Origin of the sequence: Sorangium sp. So ce119 (genome assembly GCF_051524405.1) — a bacterium.
Classification (GTDB): Bacteria; Myxococcota_A; Polyangia; order Polyangiales; family Polyangiaceae; genus Sorangium; species Sorangium cellulosum_G.
In genome coordinates, this window is sequence record NZ_CP150310.1 from 8,407,319 (window position 1) to 8,429,328 (window position 22,010).

General features: G+C 72.0%; 18 protein-coding genes. 9 read left to right on the forward strand and 9 right to left on the reverse strand.

Going from position 1 to position 22,010, the window contains the following annotated elements; translation table 11 throughout:
- Positions 1–108 precede the first annotated feature (108 nt).
- Entirely contained in the window at positions 109–1,032 is a 924-nt protein-coding gene (locus WME76_RS31725; RefSeq protein ID WP_437955983.1) for a transposase, read from the forward strand.
- A gap of 335 nt (positions 1,033–1,367) precedes the next feature.
- Here WME76_RS31725 and WME76_RS31730 read toward each other — a convergent pair whose 3' ends face one another.
- The gene (locus tag WME76_RS31730; RefSeq protein ID WP_437955984.1) at positions 1,368–2,624 is read right to left on the reverse strand and encodes a cytochrome P450; all 1,257 of its coding nucleotides are present in this window, start codon (positions 2,622–2,624) and stop codon (positions 1,368–1,370) included.
- A gap of 186 nt (positions 2,625–2,810) precedes the next feature.
- Here WME76_RS31730 and WME76_RS31735 point away from each other — a divergent pair, with 186 nt between their 5' ends.
- From WME76_RS31735 to WME76_RS31745, 3 genes are all read left to right on the forward strand, one after another.
- Positions 2,811–3,563, forward strand: a complete 753-nt coding sequence (locus WME76_RS31735; protein ID WP_437955985.1) for a TVP38/TMEM64 family protein — start codon at positions 2,811–2,813, stop codon at positions 3,561–3,563.
- Between the two features lie 177 nt (positions 3,564–3,740).
- Entirely contained in the window at positions 3,741–4,598 is an 858-nt protein-coding gene (locus WME76_RS31740) for a hypothetical protein (protein WP_437955986.1), read from the forward strand.
- Between the two features lie 19 nt (positions 4,599–4,617).
- Positions 4,618–5,949: a PAS domain-containing protein gene (locus tag WME76_RS31745; RefSeq protein WP_437955987.1), complete on the forward strand. Its 1,332-nt coding sequence runs from the start codon at positions 4,618–4,620 to the stop codon at positions 5,947–5,949.
- Positions 5,950–6,014: 65 nt separating this feature from the next.
- Here WME76_RS31745 and WME76_RS31750 read toward each other — a convergent pair whose 3' ends face one another.
- Positions 6,015–6,962, reverse strand: a complete 948-nt coding sequence (locus tag WME76_RS31750; protein ID WP_437955988.1) for a matrixin family metalloprotease — start codon at positions 6,960–6,962, stop codon at positions 6,015–6,017.
- 132 nt (positions 6,963–7,094) lie between these two features.
- On the opposite strand from WME76_RS31750, the gene WME76_RS31755 reads away from it, so the two are divergent.
- Both WME76_RS31755 and WME76_RS31760 read left to right on the forward strand, forming a co-directional pair.
- Entirely contained in the window at positions 7,095–7,721 is a 627-nt protein-coding gene (locus WME76_RS31755; protein WP_437955989.1) for a Mut7-C RNAse domain-containing protein, read from the forward strand.
- Positions 7,722–7,949: 228 nt separating this feature from the next.
- On the forward strand, positions 7,950–8,378 hold the full coding sequence (locus tag WME76_RS31760; RefSeq protein WP_437955990.1) for a hypothetical protein: 429 nt from the start codon (positions 7,950–7,952) through the stop codon (positions 8,376–8,378).
- A gap of 11 nt (positions 8,379–8,389) precedes the next feature.
- On the opposite strand, the gene WME76_RS31765 is transcribed toward WME76_RS31760, so the two are convergent.
- Positions 8,390–9,163, reverse strand: a complete 774-nt coding sequence (locus WME76_RS31765) for a hypothetical protein (RefSeq protein ID WP_437955991.1) — start codon at positions 9,161–9,163, stop codon at positions 8,390–8,392.
- 592 nt (positions 9,164–9,755) lie between these two features.
- Between WME76_RS31765 and WME76_RS31770 the strand changes: the two genes are divergently transcribed.
- Together WME76_RS31770 and WME76_RS31775 are read left to right on the forward strand one after the other, a co-directional pair.
- Positions 9,756–10,346: a hypothetical protein gene (locus WME76_RS31770; protein ID WP_437955992.1), complete on the forward strand. Its 591-nt coding sequence runs from the start codon at positions 9,756–9,758 to the stop codon at positions 10,344–10,346.
- A 34-nt stretch (positions 10,347–10,380) separates the two neighbouring features.
- Positions 10,381–10,731, forward strand: coding sequence for a 4Fe-4S binding protein (locus WME76_RS31775; RefSeq protein ID WP_437285964.1), 351 nt, complete (start codon positions 10,381–10,383; stop codon positions 10,729–10,731).
- Positions 10,732–10,768: 37 nt separating this feature from the next.
- Here WME76_RS31775 and WME76_RS31780 read toward each other — a convergent pair whose 3' ends face one another.
- The 6 genes from WME76_RS31780 to WME76_RS31805 form a co-directional block, all read right to left on the reverse strand.
- Positions 10,769–12,343 (reverse strand): hypothetical protein, encoded by a 1,575-nt coding sequence (locus tag WME76_RS31780; RefSeq protein ID WP_437955993.1) that lies wholly within the window; start codon positions 12,341–12,343, stop codon positions 10,769–10,771.
- A gap of 123 nt (positions 12,344–12,466) precedes the next feature.
- A complete protein-coding gene (locus WME76_RS31785) occupies positions 12,467–13,414 on the reverse strand; it encodes a hypothetical protein (RefSeq protein ID WP_437955994.1) in 948 nt (315 codons plus the stop codon).
- A gap of 420 nt (positions 13,415–13,834) precedes the next feature.
- Positions 13,835–14,617, reverse strand: coding sequence for a formylglycine-generating enzyme family protein (locus WME76_RS31790; RefSeq protein ID WP_437962175.1), 783 nt, complete (start codon positions 14,615–14,617; stop codon positions 13,835–13,837).
- A gap of 1,209 nt (positions 14,618–15,826) precedes the next feature.
- Positions 15,827–16,825 (reverse strand): hypothetical protein, encoded by a 999-nt coding sequence (locus WME76_RS31795; protein WP_437955995.1) that lies wholly within the window; start codon positions 16,823–16,825, stop codon positions 15,827–15,829.
- Between the two features lie 210 nt (positions 16,826–17,035).
- Positions 17,036–18,190, reverse strand: a complete 1,155-nt coding sequence (locus WME76_RS31800; protein WP_437955996.1) for an epoxide hydrolase family protein — start codon at positions 18,188–18,190, stop codon at positions 17,036–17,038.
- A gap of 14 nt (positions 18,191–18,204) precedes the next feature.
- Positions 18,205–19,842, reverse strand: a complete 1,638-nt coding sequence (locus tag WME76_RS31805) for a hypothetical protein (protein WP_437955997.1) — start codon at positions 19,840–19,842, stop codon at positions 18,205–18,207.
- 472 nt (positions 19,843–20,314) lie between these two features.
- Here WME76_RS31805 and WME76_RS31810 point away from each other — a divergent pair, with 472 nt between their 5' ends.
- Positions 20,315–21,823 carry a protein kinase domain-containing protein gene (locus WME76_RS31810; RefSeq protein WP_437955998.1) on the forward strand — a complete coding sequence of 503 codons (1,509 nt, stop codon included), beginning with the start codon at positions 20,315–20,317 and terminating at the stop codon, positions 21,821–21,823.
- Positions 21,824–22,010 lie beyond the last annotated feature (187 nt).

Consider the following 22,010-nt stretch of genomic DNA (forward strand, 5'->3'; position numbering starts at 1 on the left):
CTGGCGGGATCGGCGAAACCCCTGGCGGCCGCCACCCATGGAGCGCTCCCAATGTTCGAAATGCCCCGCCAGGACGGCCGGCACGCCGTTTGATGATGTGCAGCGGCCATGAGCCAGCCCCGCAATATTGCTCCCGGCGCCACCTACCTGATCACGCGTCGCGTCCTCCGCAGGCACCTCCTGTTCCGTCCCGACGCGGCCATCACCCAGTTCCTGGTCTACGCCCTCGCGGTCTCGGCACGCCGCTACAGCATCGAGGTCCATGCGCTCTGCGCGATGTCATCGCACCTGCACATCGTCGTCACCGATGCGAACGGCGTCCTGCCGCGCTTCCTGCAATTTTTTCACCGTATCGTCGCGCTCGGCACCAAGGTGCTCCGCGAGTGGGAAGGCCCGGTATGGGACCATGAAGCCACGAGCGTTGTGCGGCTGCTGACACACGCGGCGGTGATCGAGAAGATCGCCTACGTTCTCGCGAACCCTGTGGCCGCTGGCCTGGTGGGCCATGCGCGTGAGTGGCCGGGCGCCAAGGTGGATGTTTGCGAGATCGGCCGCGGCGAGCTGCGCGCGACCCGTCCCTCGGTCTATTTCGACCCGGAGAACCCACAGTGGCCGGAGCAAGTATCGCTCCAGCTCGCGCTGCCGCCCACCGTCGAGCAAGACAGGGCGGAGGGCTTTCGTGATGCGGTTGCCGCCGAGCTCGAGCGCCACGAAGCGCAGGCACATGCAGAGGCACATCGGAAAGGGTCGCGCTTTCTGGGCGCCGAAAGAGCCAGCAAGATCTCCCCCTACGAGCGTGCCACGAGCTTCGAGGCGATCCGCGATCGCAATCCGACGTTTGCAGCGGGCCGTGAGCAGCGTGACACATGGCAAATCGCAGCCTCCGCTGTTCGGGCATTTCGCGCCACGTACCGAGCCGCGCTCGAACGATGGCGTGCTGGTGTACGCAGCGCCGTATTCCCGGCGGGTACGTGGTGGATGCGCATATTTCACGGCGTTGACGTGACCGACGCTGTGCCTACAACAATGTAGTCTCGGCGCGAGTTCGCTGCAGCGAGACGGGCAAGAGGGCGCGGCGTCGACGCGCCGTCTTCGGGGACGTTCATTTGGAGAACGCAGAGCGAGCGGCGGATCATTCACACGCGCCGCGCGATTCCAACCTGGGTTGGGTTGCCCAACCAACCTGGGTCGGCTTGCCCAACCTGGGTCGGCTGCTTGCCCAACCTGGGTCGGCTTGCCCAACCTGCGGGTTGCCCAACCTGGGTCGGCTTGCCCAACCTGCGGGTTGCCCAACCTGGGTCGGCTTGCCCAACCTGCGGGTTGCCCAACCTGGGTCGGGTTGCACACGCTCCCCGCCGTCCCGGAGCTCACGGCCCGGGCGGTGCGTCCCAGAGCGCCACGAGGCGCGCGTAGCCGCGGAAGCCGATCGCCGTGGCTCGCTCCGGCGGCTGCTCGGGGTCGAGGCGCAGGTTGGGCAGCCGCGCGAGGAGCCGCTCGAGCGCGACGCGGGCCTCCAGCCGGGCGAGCGGCGCGCCCAGGCAGAAGTGCGTACCCCGGCCGAAGCTGAGATGGCGGTCGGCGTTCGGCCGGCACGGATCGAACGTCGCCGGCTCGCCGAAGAGGCTCTCCTCGCGGTTGGCCGCGCAGACAGCGAGCTGGAGCGTCGCGCCCGCCGGGATCGTCACGCCCCCCAGCTCGACCTCCACCGTCGTCCGGCGGCTTATCCAGAGCACCGGCGCGTCGAGCCGCAGCGCCTCCTCGACGACGTGCTCGAGCAGCCCCCGGTCCGCGCGCGCCGCGGCGAGGTGCGCCGGGCGCTCCAGCAGCTGCACCAGCGCGTTGCTGATCAGGTGCAGCGTCGTCTCGTGCCCGGCCATGATGAGCTGCATCGGCACGGCGATCAGCTCCTCCTCGCTGAGCCGCGCGTCGTCGTCGAGGTGCGCCTGGATCAGCGCCGAGAGCAGGTCGTCGCCCGGGCGGCGCCGGCGCTCCGCGATCACCTCGGCGAAGTAGCGCCGGAACGCCACCAGCCCCCGCGCCGCCTCGACGAGCTGCTCCACGGGCTCCACGTTCCACACGAGCCGGATCCAGTCGTCGGACCAGCGCTTCAGCCGGGCGATGTCGGCGCGCGGCATGCCGAGCATGTCGCCGATCACGAACGACGTGAACGGGAACGCGAAGCGCGGGACCAGGTCGGCCCTGGCGTCGGCGACGAAGCCGTCGATCAGCGCGTCGGCGATCGCCCGGATCTCCGGCTCCATGGCGGCCATCCGCTGCGCGGAGAAGCCCTTGCTGAGCAGGCCGCGCAGCCGCGTGTGGTCGGGCGGGTCGGTCGTGAGGAGCGTCGGCAGCCGCGCGTCGGGGTCGCCGAGCAGGGCGACGATCTCCGGCGCCAGCGGGGTCCGCGGGCTCATCAGGTACTTCGACGAGAAGCGCTCCGTGTCGCGCAGCACCGCCACGATGTCCTCGGCGCGCGTGACCATCCAGCAGCTCGCGGACGCGTTGAAGAAGACGGGCGCAGCGCGGCGGGCCTGCGCATAGAGCGGGTACGGATCGACGATGTGCTCGGGGCTGAAGAGGTTCTCCGCGGCGAGGGCGGCGCGCAGCGCGTCGGGTTCGGTCATGCTGAGATCTCCTGTGTGGGCGAAACGGTGACGGAGCTCGTCCCGGCGCCGGAGAACCCGGCCCGTCGACTGTCCAGAGCGTATCGCCTGTGAGCCACGTCACCTAGAGCGGTGTTCGCCAGCCTCTGGTACAAGGGCCGGACGCGTCGACCCCTGGGCGCCCCGCACGCCGAGAGACCATCGAGCTTGCCGTCTTCACCCCCTGGCTCCACCACCTCGCCCCGCCCTCCGGAGAGCGCTTCCGTCCCCGGCGCGCCCGCGCGCGCGCGGCGCTCCTGGGCGGGGTGGGCGGGCTTCTCCGGCCTGCTGCTCCTGGCCATCCTCGTGCCCTTCTTCCTCTTCGCGGACCGCCTCGAGGCGGCGGCCCGGGGGCTGCTCGCGTCGCCTCCGCCGGCCGCCGCGACCGCGCTCGTGCTCGGGGGGTTGCTCGCGGGCGACGTGCTCCTGCCGGTGCCGTCGAGCTTCGTGAGCACGGCGGCGGGCGGGTTGCTCGGCTTCTGGCGCGGGACGGCGGTCTCCTGGGCGGGAATGATGGCGGGCTCGGCGCTCGGCTACGCGCTCGGCGCGCGGGCCGGGGCGCCGGCGCTCCGGCGGATGGTCGGCGAGGCGGAGCTCGCCCGCCTCGCGCGGGCCGCCGAGCGGCATGGCCCCTGGTTCCTGCTCCTCTTCCGCGGCGTGCCGGTGCTCTCCGAGGCCTCGGTCGTCTTCGCCGGCGCGGGCCGCATGCCGCGCCGCGCGTTCCTCACGGTCACCGCCCTGGCCAACCTGGGCATCTCGGCGACCTACGCGGCGCTGGGCGCCTCCGCCGCGCGGCTCACGTCGATCCTGCTGCTGTTCGCGGGGATCGTGCTGCTCCCCGCGCTCGCGCTGCTGCTGCTCGCGCGCCTGCCGGAGCGCTGGCGCCGGGCGGCGCGGGCGCGCGGTGCGCCGCCGCGCTGAGCCGCTCCTGGCGAGCGTGCTCGTTCCTCGCGCGCCTCGGGAAAGGGTCCTCGCTGCGCCGAGCAAAGCGCACACGCGCGCGCCAGGTGGGACGGCAAAAGCACCTGATGGGCTGGCTCGCCTGCGGCCATATCTGCCCGTCTCGACGCGCCGAAGCCGCACGTTTAGGCTCTCCGGATGGGCTTCGTCGCCAGCTTTCTCATCGTGTACGGGGTCGCCGGGGTGGTGCTGGGCGTCGCGTTCGCGATCGCGATCGGGCGCTGGCTCCACCACCAGCGGCGCTCGCAGGTCGCCGCCTGCGCGCGGAGCCCTTCGGCCTCGCCGGACGCGATGCGCGAGGGGTTCGCCCTGCTCCGCGGCGCGGTGGGCGCGGACGACGCCGCGCCCGACGACGCGGTGATCGCGGTCGAGATCCCGGGCGGCGGCCAGGCCGCCCCCGGCGCCACGCCGGGCGCCTGGCACACCCGGGCGCGCGCGTTCTCGCTCCGGCTCCCCTCGGGCGCCGCGGTGCGCGTCGAGCCGGCGAGCGGCCGCTTGGCCCTCGACACGACCTTCGTGCCGGCGAGCCGCGGCGGCGCCTTCGTCTATAGGTCCGAGGTCCGCCCCGGCGACGCCATCTACATCGCGGGCTCGTTGCGCCGCGAGATCGACCCGAGCGCCGCCGGCAAGGGGTACCGCGACGCGGCGCAGGCGTGGGTGCTCCGCGCGCCCGCGCACGGCAACCTCTGCGTCTCCTCCGACACGGTCATCGCCCACCACGCCCGGCGCGCGCGCTTCCACCGCGCCTGGGCCGTCGCCCTCGGCGCGGCGCTCACCGCGCTCCACCTCGGCCTGTTCCGCGCGTTCCACGCGAACGTCCTCGGCGCCCTCGCCCCGGCCGGCGATGTCGGCGCCGCCCCCGCGGGCGGCATCGGCATCGGCCCGGCCGCGCTCGCGCTCTTCTTCGTCGGCGCCGTGGCGCTCGCGTATCGTACCCTGGCCGAGCAGACGTCTCCCTGGACCGAGCTCCGCGTGGAGCGGCCCCGGACAGCGTGAACTCGACGAGCGAGGAACCATGAGCACACAGGGGGGTGATGACGCGATGTCGGCCGAGAACGCGCGCCTGCGGGCCCGGATCGAGGAGCTGGAGCGCCGGCTCGCCGAGGCCGCGCCGCCGCAAGCCACGCCGCCGCCGACCGCGCAGGCCTCCGCGAGCGAGCCTCGCGTCCCCTTCGACGCGGTCTTCGAGCTGCTCCCGATGCCCGTCTTCGTCTACCGCACCGACGGGGTGGTGGCCGCGGTCAACGAGGTCTGCTGCACCTGGTACAAGACCCCGCGGGAGTACCTGGTCGGCAAGTACAACATGCTGCAGGACCCCGAGGCGGTAGCGAAGGGCTTCACGGAGCCGTTCCATCGCGCGCTCGCCGGCGAGGTGGTCACGCTCCCGGCGATACCCTACGTGATCAAGCACGAGGTCAACGAGGACCGGGGCCGCTGGTGCTGGCTCGAGGTGACCTACCTGCCGCTCCGGGACGAGACCGGGGTGAGGTTCGTCGTGGCGCTGATCCGCGACGTCTCGGCGCACCGGGAGGCCGAGGCGCAGCAGCGCCAGAGCGCCCAGCTGCTGCAGAGCATCATCGAGAACGCGCCCCTGCTCATCTACGCGGTGGACGCCGAGGGCCGCTACACCGTCGCGAACCGCCTGGTCGAGGCGGCGGCAGGCAAGCCGCGGAGCGAGCTCATGGGGCGGATGCCGCGCGACTTCCTGCCCGCCGACACCGCCGCTCGGTTCGTCGCGCAGGACCGCGAGGCCATGGCCGCGAGCGCGCCGATCGCCGTCGAGGACCGGGTCGAGATGCTCGACGGCACGCACGTGTTCATCACCACGAAGTTCGCCCTCCGCGACGACGAGGGCAAGGTGACGGGCGTCTGCGGCATCTCGGCGGACATCACCGAGCGCGTGCGGGCCGAGGAGCAGAACCTCCGGCTGCAGGAGCAGATGTTCCGCGTCCGCGAGGACACGCTCCGGTCGATCTCCACGCCGCTCCTGCCCATCGCCCCCGGCGTCCTCGTGGTGCCGCTCGTCGGCAAGATGACCCGCGAGCGGGCCGATCTGGTCATCGAGGCGCTCCTCCACGGGATCTCGAGCCAGCAGGCGCGGATCGCGATCCTGGACGTCACCGGCATGCCGGAGGCGGGGGCCGAGGTGACCGACGCGCTGATCCGGGCTGCCCGCAGCGTGCGGCTGCTCGGGGCCGAGATCGTGATCACCGGGGTCCGGCCGAGCGTGGCCCAGTCGCTGGTCCAGCTCGAGGCCAACCTCGGCGGCATCGTCACCCTGGGGACGCTGGAGCGGGGCGTCGCCTACGCGCTCTCCCGCCGCGGCCACCACGGCGCGGCGCCGTAGCCGGCGGCCCAGGCGCCCGCCGGTCCAGGCGTGTCGACGAGCGCCCGCCGACCAGACCCCGCCGGTCAGCGCCTCGCGCGCCGGCCGCGCCCGCCGGCGCGCCGCCAGGCGGCCGCGCCGATCGCCGCGGCCGCGAGCGGCGCGCCCCAGCCCGGGCCGCCCGCGGCGGGCGGCGACACCCCGCAGGCGACCATCTGGTCCTCCGCGCACTCCGGGGAGAACCCGTGCGGGGGGATGGGGTTGCAGGTCGACGTCGAGAGATCCCGGGGGGGGTAGATCTGGCAGATCCCGTTGATGTCGTCCTCGTGCAGCGTCCGGAAGTTGATCGGGTCCGACCGGTCATACCGGTAATGCATGGTCGCCTCTGGACCGAGCATCGAGTGATCGAGGCCCAGGAAGTGCCCCGCCTCGTGCGTGACGACGGCGAGGAGGTCTTCCCGCGGCGCAGCGGAGTCGTCCCCGACCGAGAAGTCGTAGAGATCGGAGTTGATCTCCATGTCGGCCCCCCAGAGCTCACCGGTCTTCTTGTCGAACTGCACCGTGGTGAGCGCGAGCATCTCGCTGTTGTGCCCCGCGGCCGCGAGCCAATCGAGGTCGCGGAAGACGACCACGTTGGCGTTGGCCGGCACGAGCCCGTCGACGATCCTGGTCTTGCCGTCCCTCGCGTTCAGCTCCACCGCGCCGCACGCCACGGGGCCGAGGTTCTGCACGCGGATGCCCGGGGTGCCTCCCCCGGGGCAGGGCGCCTGCTGCCACGCCCCGAAGGCGACATCGAGGACGTCGGCGATCTCCTGGTAGGAGACCTCGCTCGACGCGTCCTCCTGGATGGCGAATCCGATGCAGTCGCCCGTCCAGCGGAGCGGCTTGCAGTCGCCCCGCGGCAGGTCGTCCTGGAGGCACAGCTCCGGTATCTTGCAGGTGTTCGAACGGCAGTAGGCCGAAGCCTCGTGAGCGCTCGCCAGCACGGCGAGCGCGAGGGCCGCACCGGAGCACCTCGCACCCTTCGTCGACATCCACTCCTCCACCACGTCACCACGATCGCTTCTCCACGACGGTACCAGCGCTCGAGCGAGCCGTGGGGATTTCGCGCCCGGCGCCTTGCCGCCAGGTGGCCCGGCGCCATCCTGAGCGCATGGGGCGAGCTCGTGGATGAGGCGGGCGGCGGGGCGGCTCCGGCGCCGGACGAGGCGGCGGGGCCGAGCTTCCTGTGCGACGCGATGCTCGGCGGCCTGTCGCGCTGGCTGCGCGGCGCCGGGTACGACGCGACGTTCGAGCACGGCATCGACGACGGCGAGCTCGTGCGCCTCGCGCAGCGGACGGGCCGCGTGCTGCTGAGCTCCGACGCCGGGGTGTTCGAGCGGCGCCCCCTGCGCACCGCGGCCGTGCGCGGGCTCTACGTGCCCCGCGGGCTCCGGCCGATGGAGCAGGCCGGCTTCGTGCTGCGGGAGCTCGGGCTGCCCGTGCGGGAGCCGCGCTGCATGGCGTGCGGCGGCGCGCTCGCGGCCGCGCCGAAGGACGCGGTGCGGGGCGCGGTGCCCCCGCTGGTGGCCGAGCGCCACGACGAGTTCTGGCGCTGCGAGCGCTGCGGCAAGGTGCTGTGGAAGGGCAGCCACTGGGAGGGCATCGTCGCCGGCGTGGCCGCGGCGGCGGCGGGCGCGGCGGGCGCGGCGGTGACGCCGGAGGGCGCGGCGGGCGCGGCGGCTACGCCGGGCGCCGCTGCGCCCTCCGAGCCGCCCCCTCCGCCGCCGGGCGGCCGCGAGCCGTCGCCGTGAAACGGTAAGCAGGCCGCCCCGCGCGCCACGGGATGGCAGGCAACGTGCCAGCGCCCCGGCCAGGTTCGCCGCGTCGCCCCTGCCGCGGGGTTGGCAAGGACCGCTCCGCTGCGGTAAAAATCAACTCATGGGCGGGGCTGCTTCGAGAGGGGCGGGGCGACGAGCCACCGCCGCCAGCGCTCTTCGGCAAGCGCCCCAGCACGCCACAGGCAGCCAGGAGAAATTCTCATGAGAGAGGTTCGCTCGACACCGTTCGTGCTCGCCGCTTCCCTGCTCGCGGGGGCCGCGCTCGCCGGTTGCAGCGGCTCGATGCGCTTCGTCTCTCAGGGGACGGAGATGGCGCCGAACGCGAATGCGCTCATCGTGGCCGAGGTCGACCGCAGCACGTCGACGACGCAGCTCAACCTGAAGGTCGATCACCTCCCGCCGCCCGAGCGGCTCGGAGGGAGGATGTTCGTGGCCTGGGCGAAGCCCGAGCAGGACGACGAGTGGCGCCGCATCGGCGCGCTCGACTACGACCCCGTGATGCACCGGGGCGAGCTGTTCGGCGCGACCGTCGCCAGGGCGAGCTTCGACCTGGTCATCAGCGCCGAGCCGGACAGCTACTCCGATGTCCCCTCGTCGGTCGTCGTCATCAGCCAGGACATCTCGGATTAGGCGGCGCGCCGTCACCACAGGCACGTGTTGTCGACGACGACGCCGGTCGCCTCCACGTGGTACGCTCCGGGCTCGCCCTCGAGCGCGACGGTGACATCCATGTCGATGACACACGGGAGACCGGTGTTCGGCTCGGATTCCCACGACATGGCGCCGGTGGCGCCGGTCACGACGTGCACCCCATCGTCGTCGGGCGTGCGCGGCGCGGTGCAATCGCGCATCTCCCCGGTGAGCGCCACGTCCAGAAGGGCCCAGTGCTCCGGAAGCTCGACGCCCGCGAAGCGCGGATCGCTCTCGGTCGGCCAGGCCAGGGAGAGCGTCAGGCACCGGTTCGCCGCCAGATCGGCGCTGTGCACGTAAACCCGGTCGTTCACGCCGACGACGTAGTCTCCGCTCGAACAGGACGTGTCCTTCGACGCCCTCACCCCGGCCGCGCGCGCCAGGCACTCGTTGCAATGGACGCGCTGATCGCACCCGCAGACGCCCGGGCAATCCTCGGGGCATTCCTCGACCCTCGGCCGCGCGACGCACACGCCGATCGCCTGCTCGTCGCACACCTCCGCGCCGGGCTCGCGGGTGTCGCAGTACTCCGTCTCGCTGCAGGTGTCGCCCAGGCTCCCTCCGCACGAGACCAGCGCTCCGCCGCCGTTCCCACCGCCGCCGGTCGAGCTGGCGCCGTCCTCGCCGCCGGCCCCGCCGCTCCCGGTCAGCGTCATGGCGGGGGGGCTGCTGCAGGCAGCAAGGAGGACCCCGAGGACCGATGAGCAAAGGAGTTCACCGTTCATGGGCGGACCATGCCATGAGCGGTCGCCGGAGAGGAGCGGCACCGGCGGTGGCGGCGAGCCGTCACGTCCCTTCAGCCTCGCCGACCCGACCCAGGTTGAGCCTCGCCGACCCGACCCAGGTTGAGGAGCCCCGGCCCGACCCAGGTTGAGGAGCCCCGGCCCGACCCAGGTTGAGGAGCCCCGGCCCGACCCAGGTTGAGGAGCCCCGGCCCGACCCAGGTTGAGGAGCCCCGGCCCGACCCAGGTTGAGGAGCCCCGGCCCGACCCAGGTTGAGGAGCCCCGGCCCGACCCAGGTTGAGGAGCCCCGGCCCGACCCAGGTTGAGGAGCCCCGCAGGTTGAGGAGCCCAGCCCCGGCCCGACCCAGGTTGAGGATCCTCAGGATCCTCTACCCGACCCAGGTTGAGGAGCCCTCGGCAAATTCGTCCTCAAGGTACGCGGCGCCAGCCGCCGACGAGCTCGGTGGCGACGGCGGCGGTCAGCCGCCCGTGCCGCGTTGACCGGCGTGGGTGGAGCTGGTAGCCCCCTCGTCCGGAGCCGCGCGCCCGCGCTGCGCGCGACCCCGGCGCCGACACGTCCCTGGAGGTCCACGCATGTTCCGCAAGACGCTCGCCGCTGCTCTCCCGCTCTCGCTCGCGCTCTCCGCCGTGGCCCGCGATGGAGCCGCCTCGAACTACCCGCCGAGCTACGATTACTGCGGGCCCACCACCACGGTGCACACCGGTCCGTTCGAGATCATCCAGGATCCGGTCCGCACCGACGCCGCGAAGCTGACCATCGCCTATCGCGGGTACCTGCGCGACCTCTACCCGGACCACGAGATCAACCTCTATGTCCGGCTGAACGGCAGCGACGCGTTCCTCCCGGCGAGCGCGGGCGCGCACGGCGACGCCTACGTCCTCGTGAGCAACGCGCCCCGCGACTGCGCGTGGTGCTCGCCGCCCCCCGACGCCTCGGGACAGCGCATCTGCGGCGGCGCGCCGCTCCCGCCCACCTCGAGCGGCACCTGGGTCTGCAACGAGCCGACCGCGACCGAGGAGGCTCTCTTCCTCTGGGCCTACGATCAGGTCGGCCGCATGAACGCCTGGGACATCGAGGTGGCCGCCGAGTCCCACGGCGCGTGGGACAGCAACCTCGGCGCGAACCACGCGGCCCGCTTCGAGGCGCGCTCGAGCTGTTTCTGAGCGCTCCGCGCGAGCGGCGGCGGGAGGCACGCACATGGCGGATTCGTTGAACAAGGAAAAGGCGCGGCGCGCGGCCGCGCGCCCGGACAGGCCGGGAGAGCAGTGCCGGGCCGAGCCTGGCGCCTTCCGGCCCGTGGTGGACCGGAACCGGTGCGAGGCGAAGGGCGATTGCGTCGAGGTCTGTCCCTATCAGGTCTTCGAGGTCGCCCGCATCGCGCAAGCCGATTTCGACGCCCTCTCGCTGCGCGGCAAGCTCAAGTCGCTCGTCCACGGCCGGAAGACGGCGATGACGCCGAACGCGGCGCGGTGCCAGGCGTGCGGCCTCTGCGTCGTCGCCTGCCCGGAGGAGGCGATAGCGCTCGTGGCGGCGCCGCAGCCCGGGTGAGCGCGGCCGGCCCGCGGGGGCGCGCCCCCGCGGGCCCTCACGGCACCGGCGGATACTCCGGGGTGAACGCGCTCTCGGCCGCGCGCTGGGTGGTGAGCAGCGGCGACCGCGCGGCCTCATCGGCGTAGATCGGCTGGACGACGCAGGTGCGCTCGCCGCACGCGTCGGGCTCCGGAAAGATCACGTCAGCGACGACCCAGAACCTGTCCCTGGCGTCGGCGGGAGCGAAGGTGACGGGCTGCTCGGGCTGATAGAAGCCCCTGGGTCCGAGCTCGGCCCCGAGCGCGCCGTCGCAGAAGACCTTGATCCGCGGGTGAACGTCGGATGTCGCGTCCTCCGTGCCGTAGTAATGCACGCCGATCCGCATCCACTGGCCTCTCGGCGGAAAATCGATGTTGATGTTCTCCGGCGCGCAGAAGTCTCTGTCGTTGGGGTCGGTGACGGCGGGGTTGCAGACGACGTTGTCGAGATCGAGCCGCGGGCTGTGGCATCCGAGGCCCTCATCCCGCCACGCATCGCCCAGGCCCCGCGGGGCGTAATAGCATGTGTTGTTGGTCTCCTCGGGGTCGAGGTACCAGTTCACCGGCTCGGGCGGCGTCGCCGTGTCGCTGAACCAGCGGATCTCCGAGGCGTCCGAGATCTCTTTGATGGTGCAGTTGCTGTATCCGCAGTCATCCGACGAGCCGTGGATTCGCCACGGCCGCGTGCTGTCGGGCCTGTGGAGGTGCAGGTCGAGATCGACGCTGCGAGGGAGGTGCTCCCACTCGAGCTCGACGCGGAGGCCGCGCGCGCCGACGAAGAGCGGGTACGTGCAGCTCCTCGTGCCCCCGTCCATGAGGCCGCGCTTCGTGTAGGTGACCGTGTACTCGCCGGATTGCAGCGGCTTGAAGTCGTCCGCCGGCTCCGCCCCGCCGACCTCGGGGCACGGGTCCACGCCCTCGGGGCATGCCACCGTCCACCACTCGACGCCCGCATCCGCGCTGAACGAGCCCGTGCCCTCCTTGAGGTCGACGTCGGCGAACGGAGCCGCTCGCATCGGGTGGCAGCCGCCGGCGTCGTTCAGGAAGCACATGTCGGCCGCGTGCAGGCCGCCGACGCAGGGGCCCCACGTGCCGGCGTCATCGCAGATCTCGGTGCCAGGGAAGCAGCCCGCGTAGGCCCGGTACGACGGATCCCCGCGAAAGCAGGCGCGCGCCTGGCCCGCGGTGCACCCGCACGTCTCATCGACCTCGCCATCGCAGTCGTCGTCCAGGCCGAGGTGGCTCTCGTCGCACAGCTCCTCGTCGCCGCACGCGCTCCCGCACGGGTTCATCGGCACGGCGGCCCCCCCGTCGCCCTCGCCGCCCGCGCCGCCGCTCCCCCCCGCGCCGCCCGCGCCGCCTTCCCCGCCGCTCCCCCCCTCGCCGCCCGCGCCGCCGCTCCCGCCCCCGCCGGCGTTCGACGTGCTCGCCGACGTGGCGCCGCCGCCACCGCCGACGCCCGACGCGGTCGCCGACGCCGCACCGCCGTCACCGCCGCTCACCACGGTGGAGCCGCAGCCGCCCGCGACGACGCCGCCCGCCAGGGCGGCTGCACACCAGAGAAGATACGTCCCCTCACGAAAGCACCCCATCGGACCTCCCACGCCACGACCCGGCGCGGCGGCCCGGCAAGGACGCACTTCCAGCGCCGATATGAAGTCGATCGCACCAGCGTATCAGGGTTCGACGCCGCCCGACAACGGGCGCACGGCGGCTCAGGCGACGCTGCGCGCGGCGCCGGACGCGGGCGCGGCGCCGTACGCGGCGCGGTAGCGCGCGTACCGTTCCATGAGCTCGCTCGTCGTCTTGGGCATCGGCACGCGCGCCCGGGTGATGTACGAGATCACGTTCTTGCCGCGGACGATCAGCTCGACGCCCCGGGCCGCCTGCTCCCGCTCGGCGGGCGAGGCGTCCGGGCCGAGCAGCGGCTGGAAGGCGGCGAGCTTCTCCGCCGCCACGACGAAGGACGTCCAGACCTCGAAGATCTCGGCGTCGGTCCGCAGCGTCTCGCACTTCACCTTGGCCGCGTGGGCGAGCTCGCGGGCCAGGCGGTCCACCCCGGCGAACATCGGCAGCCCCGCGAAGGTGGCGATCATCTCGTCGCGAATGCCGTCGATCGCCCGCATGCTCTGGGCGATCTTGACATAGCGGCTGTTGTAGAACGCCTCGATCGGGAAGGAGAAGGCCTTGAACGGCTCTCCCCAGAGCTCGTCGAGCCCCTCCTCCCCGCTGCGGTGGAGCACCATCCTCCCGAGCGTCAGCGCCTCGAGGAGGTGCTCGCCGCACTCGCGCATGAGGGCGTTGTCGGGCTCGATGGTGACGCCGAGCTCCTGGATCTCGACGAGCTTCGTGAAGATGTCCGCCGCGCGATTGAAGATCGCGCCGGCGAGCATGGCGCCCTTGACGCGCTTGCGCTGCGGGTCGGTCTCCGACTCGAAGGCGCGCCGCGCCTCGTCCAGCCGCTTGCCGGGCACGTTGATGCCGTGCTCGACGTGGTTGAACAGGCGCCGCGTCAGCGCCTCGATCAAGCGCTTCTTCGCGCGCAGCGTGTCGGCCGGAGCCTCGTACGCCTTGATCCAGTAGCCATAGTAATAGACGCGTAGCTGGCCGTCGATGATCTGCTTCTTCCCGAGCGGTATCGCGCTGTCCATCACGCTGTCCATGGCCCGCCTCCGATCGACTGCCAGGCGGCGCCCGGCGCGGTGGACACCGCGGTATGCGCGCCTCTAGGACATCCGCGTAGCATGGTCCCGAGGCGACCCGCAAGGCGCGGGCGCCGCGAACCGGCAATGTCGATCGCGCGAAACCGGGACTTAACCGACAGGAAAGATAGCTGTCGGCTGTCGACGACGGGGCGACGTTGACGATGAGACGTCTCGTGATCCCGCGTGACCTGTCGCGGCCGCCGGCGGCGCGCCTCCTCAGCCCGCCTGGCGCCCCGGGGCGAGCAGGCTCACGACGAGAGGGCCCGCGCGCGGGCGGCGCCTCTGCCCGCCCGCGCCCCGCGGCTACTGCGCGCCGCACCCCTCGAGGGCGGCCATCATGCGCCAGCAGGCGATCCGCTCGGTGGACTCGACTCGTAACTACGGGTTTTTCGCGCAGCGGACCCCGACGTAGGGGCGGCGCGTCGGCGCGTCGTGGCTGTCGCGGGTGGATGAAAGCAGGTATCGCGCGTCATCCGAGAAGGAGCCGCCCCGCAATACCCGTTCGCCCCCCCCCTCCGAGTTAGCGCAGTCCGTGCAATCTTCAGGATAGTCCCACTTTATATCCAGAGCCCATTCTCGCATGTTCCCGGCCAGGTTGGCCTGCCCCCATCTTCCATCTCCTGTCTTCCATGATCCGACAGGCAAGATGTCCATGAACGTACACTTCTCTGGGGTATCCGTGAAGGTGCAGCCATACCCCGCAAAACTCTGATCGATCGTCTCATCCGTGGGTGACATCGACCACGGGTACGGCCGCTGATCGTCTCCGCCCGCCGCTGCGTAGTTCCACTCCGCCTCCGTTGGCAAGCGGCCCCCATCCCAGGCGCAGAACGCGAACGCAGCATACCAGCTCAGGCAGTTCATTGGCAGACTCTCGTTGTCGCCCGCCGTATCCGTCCACGTCCGGAACATCGAGTCGCACTTTACCTCGTCCTTGAGCAATGCCGCGCTCGAAGCCAGATACCCGTTCCACCTCGAATCCCACCCGCTCCCCTCGATCTTCGGGTGTTTCCCGGCTCCCGGATCGGGGAAGCTCCCCGGGTACGCATCAACGAACGCGCGGAATCGCCCCACGGTCACCTCGAACCGGTCCAGCAGGAAGTCGCTCACCTTGGCCGGATGCTCGCTGTCATTGCTCCGGTTGAAGCTCCCGCCCGGCACCGCCGTCGTCGCGCAGCAGCTCTCGTTTCTAATCGGCCCGCACGTCGGTGCCAGGTCGGCGCAGCTCGGAGGTGTCACGCAGGTCCCTCCGCGGCACACCGGCGCCCTGGCGGGGCACGGCGCCTCGTCTTGCCACGCTCCGCGGTCGTCGCACCGCTGCGGCGTGTTCCCCGAGCACCGCGTATCGCTGTTCGGAGCGCACACACCGCCGGGAGCGCCGCCTGAGCCTCCGCCCGACGGCGCGCCCCCCGATCCATCTGCGCCGCCCGACGTGGCAGCCCCGGCTCCATCAGAGGAGGCGTCAATCCCTCCGCTACCCCCGCCGCCCGGCGCTTGAGCGTCGGTGAAGTCATCGAGGCCGAGCAGCGCCCCGCACGATGCGCCCGCCAGCGCCGGCAACACGGCAAGCAACGCAGAACGAAGACCACGTTTCATGATACGATTATACACGAGCTGGCGCGCATCTCACCGCTCGGCTGGCGCCCGGGCCGGCTCAGCCAGCGAAGCCCTCGCGACGACCAGAGCGGCGGCCGTCGTGACCGTGTGCGCCTCAGCCCGCGCGCGTGTAGAGCCGCGGCACCGAGCTCTCGAGCGCGGTGACCAGGCGCTCCACGGCGCCCTGCGAGCGCGGATCCCGGATCCCCGGTGTGCTCCACCGCGAGTTCTACGTCGAGGCGAGGCAGCCTGCGTCGGAGGTTCGCCATCGCCGAGGGCAACCAGCGGTACGCGGTGTAACACTCGCACACGATGCGGACGCGCGTCGCCGCGGCCATGGGCGCCGTGACCTGCCGCTCAATCTCGCGGAACTGCGCGAGCACGAACCCGGCCCCCGCCCGCGTCGATCTGCTCCACCGAAGCGGTAAGGACAGGCGCAGTGTGCACACGTCCGCTGCGTCCGCATCATTGAAGGCGGCGCCGGGCACGAAGGCGACGCCGCGATCCACGGCCCTCGGCAGCAGCTCCACGGCGTCGAGGCCGGGCGCTGGCGAGCGGCAAGGCTCGGGCAGCGGAGTCCACGCGAGCGGCGGGCCCGCCGTTCGGTCCAGGCCTGCTCACCCCTCCGGTGCCACCGGCAGCCCGAGCAGCCGACCGAGCGCCTCGTGAACGACGCGGGTCCCCACCGAGGTCATCGCCGCGCCCGGGCGCTGGCCTTCATCGTACGCTGCGCGCCGCGCTGTCGCCGTGCTGCGACCATGCGGCTACCGCCGGTCACTGCGCGCTGCACCCCTCGAGCTCGGCCATCATGCGCCAAAAGGCGCGGGCCTTGACCTCACAGCTCTCCTGCGTCGTGTGCGTGTACTCGTACTCCGCATTGCCGGACGTCTCCACGTCGTAATGCGGGTGTTGCATCGGGATCTCGACCCCGTCCACCTCTGCGGTGTGCCGTTCGCCGTTCCAGTGGACGTCGAGGTCCTCGAAGTCGTAGAGGATCTTCCCGTGGTCGCGGCAGAAGTCGCGGATCTGCTGGTTGCGCTTCGCGCGGTTCACGCGGTTATACTCCGCGTCCCCGGGGCCGGTCATGTAGATGAACGTGACCTCCGGGAACTCCTGCCCGAGCGCGTCGAGCGTGTCCAGGTAGAGCTGCACGCTCTCCTCGGTCTGCTCGGAGATCTCGAACGACCACGCCCACATCGAGTACCGGATCTCCGGGTGATCGCGCAGGATGGCGCGCAGCTCGTTAACCCCGGCCTCGGTCCCCCAGTACTGATCCCCCTTGACGAGGTTGCTGTCGAGCATCCCGTCCCACATCGGGAAGACGCCGGTCTCGGAGGGGACGTCGCAATACTCTGCCTCGAAGCCGTACGCAGGGTTGTTGGCCTCGATGCTCTCGGCGCCGACGATGATCTGCGAGCCGTGCGAGCGATGGGTGTAATGGAAGATGAAGTCGCCCGATTTGAGCGCGTCGAGGCAGCTCGCCGGGATCCCCTCGAGCGCCGCGTGCCGGTGATCGAAGGTCCGCGCATTCGCGGGATCCGGGTCGGGATCGCCGCCCGTCCCCGTGGTCGCCCCGGCCCCCGCGCCGCTGGTCGACCCGGCCCCCGCGCCGCTGGTCGACCCGGCCCCCGAGCCGCTGGTCGACGCGCCGCCGGATCCCGTGGTCGATCCGCCGCCCGAGCCGGCGCTCGGCTCGCCGCCCGCGCCAGTGTCCCCCGCGGCGTCGTCGCCCCCGCAAGCCGCAACGCCGAGGGCGAGAACGAGTCCGAGCATGATCGTGCTGGATTGGTGCAAGAATTTTATCATGGCACTGTGAATTCTAGACGGCGCCGCGGCGAGCGCAACAGGTCTCTCCGGCGTTCTCTTGCTGGCGCGCCGGGGTCGCCGCGGCATGTCGCGGCCGCGCTCCAGCGCCGCGGCCACGCGCCTGTGCTGCATTGCGCAAGCGCCGCTCCACGCCAGCGGCCGGGCCCGGCAGCGGCCTCAGGACGCCGGGCGCGCGCGCAGAGATCGGAAGAAGGCGCGCACGTCGTCGAGGAGGAGATCGGGCGCCTCGAGCGCCGCGAAGTGCCCGCCGCGCGGCATCTCCGTCCACCGTACCAGGTTGGCCCGGCGCGCGACCCAGTCGCGCGGCGCGCGGTAGATCTCCTTCGGGAAATCGGCCACGGCGGTCGGCGCCTCGATCCTGTCGAGGAGGTACGGCGGCATCTCCTCGTCGTGGACGGTCTCGTAATAGAGGTTGGCGGCGCTGGCGATGCTGTTCGGCGCCCAGTAGAACATCGCGTTGGTGAGCAGCTGATCCTTCGAGAAGGCGCGCTCGACCTCCCCGCCGCAATCGCTCCAGGTGCGGAATTTCTCGACGATCCACGCCAGGATCCCTGCGGGCGAGTCCGCCTGCGCGATCGCGAGCGACATCGGCTTGGTCCCCTGCACATGGGCGTATCCGCCCTCCGCGGCCCGGAACGCGGCGATCTTCGCGAGAGCGCCCTTCGCCTCCTCGGTCAGCTCCCCCGCGGGGGGCACCCCGAACGCCATGTTCACGTGAACGCCGAGGAGGTGCTCGGCGTGCGCCCCGCCGAGGCGCGCGCTCACCATGGCGCCCCAGTCGCCGCCCTGCGCGCCGTAGCGTGGGTAGCCCAGCGCCTCGACCATGAGCCGGTCGAACGCCGCGGCGACGCGGCGGACGTCCCACCCGGGCTCGCGCGGCTTGCCGCCGAACCCGAACCCCGGCAGCGCCGGGACCACGACGTCGAACGCGTCGGCCGGATCGCCGCCGTGCGCGGCCGGATCGGTGAGCGGGCCGATCAGGTGGTGAAACTCGTACATCGATCCCGGCCAGCCGTGAATGAGGAGGAGCGGGATCGGATCCGGACCCTTGCCGCGCGCGTGCCAGAAGTGGAGATCGACGCCATCGATCTCGCAGAGATACTGAGGGATGCGGTTGAGCGCCGCCTCGTGGCTGCGCCAGTCGTAGCGAGCGCGCCAGTGCTCGCAGAGCTCGCGCACATAGGCCACGTCGGCGCCGTGAGCCCACCCGCCGCCGGGGAGCGGATCCGGAAAGCGGGTCGATGCCAGGCGCCGGCGAAGGTCGTCGAGCGTCGCGTCGGGGACATCGATGCGATAGGGGCGCAGGTGCATACGCCGACACTACCTCAGGGGGGCAGGATGCGAAGGACGAATCCGCTCGTGCTCGGCGACTCGACGGGCCCCGAGCCGACATCGATGGATCCGTAGAAGAGGCCTGCTACCCAGAGCGTCCCGTCGGCGGCGCGCGCGATGCCCTCGGCGGAGCCGGCGCTCGCCGCGTAGCGCTGGGTCACCGTGGCATCGGAGGAGCCGCGCGTGTACGCCGCGAACGGCGCGTAGTCGAACGTGACGTTGTCATCATACCGACCCGCTGCGTAGACGCCGCCCTCGAGGTCGGGCGCGAGGCCGTAGGTCGTGCCGCTCGGCTCCGGCGTGATCACCCACTCGGCTGTCCCGCTCTCCGTGAGCTTCGCGACGAACGGCGTCCCCTCGATGTCCGCGTCCACGGTGATCCCGAGCACGTCGCTCTCGCCGCTCACCGTGCCTGCCAGGAACGTGCCGCCGCCGACGGCGATCGCGTTGCCCATATCGAACTCCGGCCCGCCGAAGCGCCGCGCGAACCGGCGCTCGCCGGCGCTCGAGAAGCGGGCGACGAAGCCCATCATCGTCGAATCGGTGGGCAGCGACAGCGCCGTGTCATCGATGGTCAACGGCCCGTCGGCGTAGCCCGCGACCGACACGTCGCCGTCCTCGTGCACCGCGATGCCGGCGACGGCGCTCCCGGTGAAGGCATCGCCGCTGCCGCCGGGGTGCTGGAACACCTTGGCCCAGGCGAGGTCGCCCTCCGGCGTGAGCTTCAGGAGGAACGGGGACTCGCCGTTCACCTGCACGAGACCACCGCCGAAGTCGATGTCTCCGTCGACATAGCCTCCCACGTATACGTGGTCTGTCGCGTCGGAGGCGATCGCGAGCCCTCGATCCGTGGCGGCGGAGCCGAAGCGCCTCGCCCAGAGCACGGCGCCGTCGGCGTCGAGCTTGGCCACGAGCGCGTCGGGATCGGCCAGCGGGGCCGTCAGCGTCGTGCTGCCCATCGTGACCTCGCCGTAGAGCTCGCCCGCGAAGAGCACGTTGCCCGACCGGTCGACGGTCACCGCGTTGGCCGAGGATTGCTCCTCCGTGGCGATGGGCGCCGACCAGCGGAGGTCGCCGTTGCGATCGAGGCGCACGAGGAACGCGCCTCGTTCGGTGATCGTCCGATCGCCCAGCGTCGTCTCGCCGAAGGCCTCACCGCCGACGTAGGCGCCCCCGTCGTCTGCCCCGGCGACAGCGATGTTCCAGACCATGCTGCCCAGCTCTTCCGTCGGGTGAAGATAGATGGCGTCAGCAGCGGCGAGCCCGGCGACCGCGCCGGTCGACCCGCCGCCGGCGCCGCTGCCGCCAGCGCCGCCGCCGCCGCCGGCGCCGCCATCCCCTCCAGCGCCGCCGCTGCCGCCGGCGCCGCCATCCCCTCCAGCGCCGCCGCTGCCGCCGGCGCCGCCATCCCCTCCAGCGCCGCCGCTGCCGCCAGCGCCGCTGCCGCCAGCGCCGCCATCCCCCCCAGCACCGCCGCTGCCGCCAGCGCCGCCAGCACCGCTGCCGCCATCGCCGCCGGCCCCGCTGGTGACGCCGCTGTCGCCGCCGCCGGATCCGCCACCACCTCCCTCGAGGTCGTCACCGCAGGCCGCGCACAGGAGCCCCAGAGCCATCCAAAGCAGGATCTTCATTCGCGCAACGTAGACGAGCGCGGACCGAGCTCGAGGACGAATCAAGCGCCATCGCCCGACAGAGCACGTTCGTCACGCCAGCCCATCTTGCAATTTATCAACGCAGATGAACAGGCGAGGGCTGTCGCGCCCCGGATCTCGCGCTCGGCCCGTCTCGAGAGCGCCACGCCGACGACCGGCCGCCTCGGACGGCGTGAACGCAGGTGGTCCAGCGATCGCATCGGGAGGAGCGCCCGAGTCGACCGGGTTCCCCCCGACTGCCCTGCTCGGGCCGGAGCATCGCTCCCGACCCTGCCTCCCGGCGGTCGTCCAACGTGCCAGTCGCCGCGTCGCTGTGTGAAGCGCAAAGGCGCCCGGAACGTCGCGCACACAAGGACAATCTCTCGCCATCTCCCGCCTCATCATGGCCGGAGCCTTTCCTATCCTGTACGCTCATCCCACCTCCCTTGGCATCCAGAAGGAAGCCATCGCCATGCATTACGCCCCGGATTCCGTCGTAGGTGGGAAGTACCGTCTCGAGCGTCCGCTCTCGCGCGGCGGGATGGGCTCGGTGTGGCTGGCGCGGCACATCAACCTCGGCTCTCCCGTCGCGGTCAAGTTCATGGCGCCGACGTTTGCGACGTCGGCCGCGTTCCTGGCCCGCTTCGAGCGCGAGGCCAGGATCGCCGCGAACCTTCAGAGTCCGCATGTCGTCTACGTCCAGGACTATGGCATTGACGACGACACCCCGTACCTCGTGATGGAGCTGCTCCAGGGCGAGGACCTCGGCACGCGGCTCGAGCGCGTCGGCCGGCTCTCGCTCGCGGACGCCACGCGGATCCTCGCGCAGGCCGGCAAGGCGATCCGCCGCGCGCACGACGCCGGCCTCGTCCACCGCGACCTCAAGCCCGCCAACCTCTTCCTCGTGCGCGTGGAAGAGGAGCAGGACGAGATCGTCAAGGTGCTCGATTTCGACATCGTCAAGGAGACCGGCGCCCGGCTCACCGACGAGGTGACGCGCACCGGCGAGCTGCTCGGCTCACCCCATTACATGAGCCCCGAGCAGGTCCGGGGCGAGAAGGACGTGGACCAGCGCAGCGATCTCTGGTCGCTCGCGGTCATCCTGTTCTACGCCGTCACCGGCGAGCTCCCCTTCAAGGGCGATCAGCTCGGCGCGGTGATCGCCAACATCCTTGTCGCGCCGCTGCCGAGCGCGTCCGGGCTCGCGCCCGATCTGCCGCCGACGATCGACGCGTTCTTCGCGCGGGCGCTGGCCCGCGACCGGGCGCAGAGGTTCCAGTCGATCGGAGAGATGATGGGCGAGCTCCGCCGGCTCGCGGGCATGGGGTCGCCGTCGATCCCGGATCTGCATCAGGCATGCTCCGGCGCGCCGAGCTCCTCTCAGCCGAGCCCTGGCATGACGATATCGCTCGACGATCTGGAGCTCGTCACGCCCGAGGTCGCGCCCCGCTCGATGAGGCCAGGCACCCTGACCGGCGCCAGCTCGACGGCGCGGGAGGCCGCGCATCCGAGGCCTTCGCGCGCGAGGCTGGCGCTCGGCGTCACGATGACGGTGCTCCTCGGCGCCGGCATCACCGCCGCCGTCAGCCAGGGCAGCGCGGGGGGCCGGGGCACGACGGGCGCAGAGGCCGCCCCCGCGGCAGCCTCCGTCCCCGAGCAGACCGCAGCTCCACGGCCGGCGGAGCCGCTGGCGTGGCCCGAGCCTCAGCCGAGCGTGACGCCCGGCGAGGCGTCCCCGCCCGAGCCGCCGCCGCGCGCGACGTCCGGTGAGCCGGCTGCATCCGCGGCGAGATCGGCCGCGGCCGCTCCCAGGGATGCGAGGGTGCGCCCCTCGCCGTCGGCGACGGCGTCACGACCGTCGTCGATCGCCAGGCCGCGGGCGCCGCATACCGCGGCCCCCGATCCGGCCATGAAGCCGCCGGTTCCGCAACCGATAGCCCCCGAGCCCGACCGCGTCCCGATCCCGGAAGTGCCGTTCTGATAACGCGTCCTCAAGGACAGCTCTGGGGTGCCGGACCGCGCGTGGCCGCTCCCGTCCGACTCAGCTCATCACGCGATGACGCGTGCGCTGACCGAGGGGGCGGCCTCGGTGCTGGCCGAGGGAGCGCGGGGCGGGGCGGGCGGCGCGGACAGGAGCGCATGGCGGCCTGCATGGCGGCGAGCGTCTC

Coding starts and splice junctions, on each gene's coding strand:
- WME76_RS31765 (WP_437955991.1), bottom strand. CDS start 9,163: ATGAACGGTGAACTCCTTTGCTCATCGGTCCTCGGGGTCCTCCTTGCT.
- WME76_RS31785 (WP_437955994.1), bottom strand. CDS start 13,414: ATGGACAGCGTGATGGACAGCGCGATACCGCTCGGGAAGAAGCAGATC.
- WME76_RS31795 (WP_437955995.1), bottom strand. CDS start 16,825: ATGCTCGGACTCGTTCTCGCCCTCGGCGTTGCGGCTTGCGGGGGCGAC.
- WME76_RS31725 (WP_437955983.1), top strand. CDS start 109: ATGAGCCAGCCCCGCAATATTGCTCCCGGCGCCACCTACCTGATCACG.
- WME76_RS31745 (WP_437955987.1), top strand. CDS start 4,618: ATGAGCACACAGGGGGGTGATGACGCGATGTCGGCCGAGAACGCGCGC.
- WME76_RS31760 (WP_437955990.1), top strand. CDS start 7,950: ATGAGAGAGGTTCGCTCGACACCGTTCGTGCTCGCCGCTTCCCTGCTC.
- WME76_RS31800 (WP_437955996.1), bottom strand. CDS start 18,190: ATGCACCTGCGCCCCTATCGCATCGATGTCCCCGACGCGACGCTCGAC.
- WME76_RS31780 (WP_437955993.1), bottom strand. CDS start 12,343: ATGGGGTGCTTTCGTGAGGGGACGTATCTTCTCTGGTGTGCAGCCGCC.
- WME76_RS31775 (WP_437285964.1), top strand. CDS start 10,381: ATGGCGGATTCGTTGAACAAGGAAAAGGCGCGGCGCGCGGCCGCGCGC.
- WME76_RS31810 (WP_437955998.1), top strand. CDS start 20,315: ATGCATTACGCCCCGGATTCCGTCGTAGGTGGGAAGTACCGTCTCGAG.
- WME76_RS31750 (WP_437955988.1), bottom strand. CDS start 6,962: ATGTCGACGAAGGGTGCGAGGTGCTCCGGTGCGGCCCTCGCGCTCGCC.
- WME76_RS31730 (WP_437955984.1), bottom strand. CDS start 2,624: ATGACCGAACCCGACGCGCTGCGCGCCGCCCTCGCCGCGGAGAACCTC.
- WME76_RS31770 (WP_437955992.1), top strand. CDS start 9,756: ATGTTCCGCAAGACGCTCGCCGCTGCTCTCCCGCTCTCGCTCGCGCTC.
- WME76_RS31805 (WP_437955997.1), bottom strand. CDS start 19,842: ATGAAGATCCTGCTTTGGATGGCTCTGGGGCTCCTGTGCGCGGCCTGC.
- WME76_RS31740 (WP_437955986.1), top strand. CDS start 3,741: ATGGGCTTCGTCGCCAGCTTTCTCATCGTGTACGGGGTCGCCGGGGTG.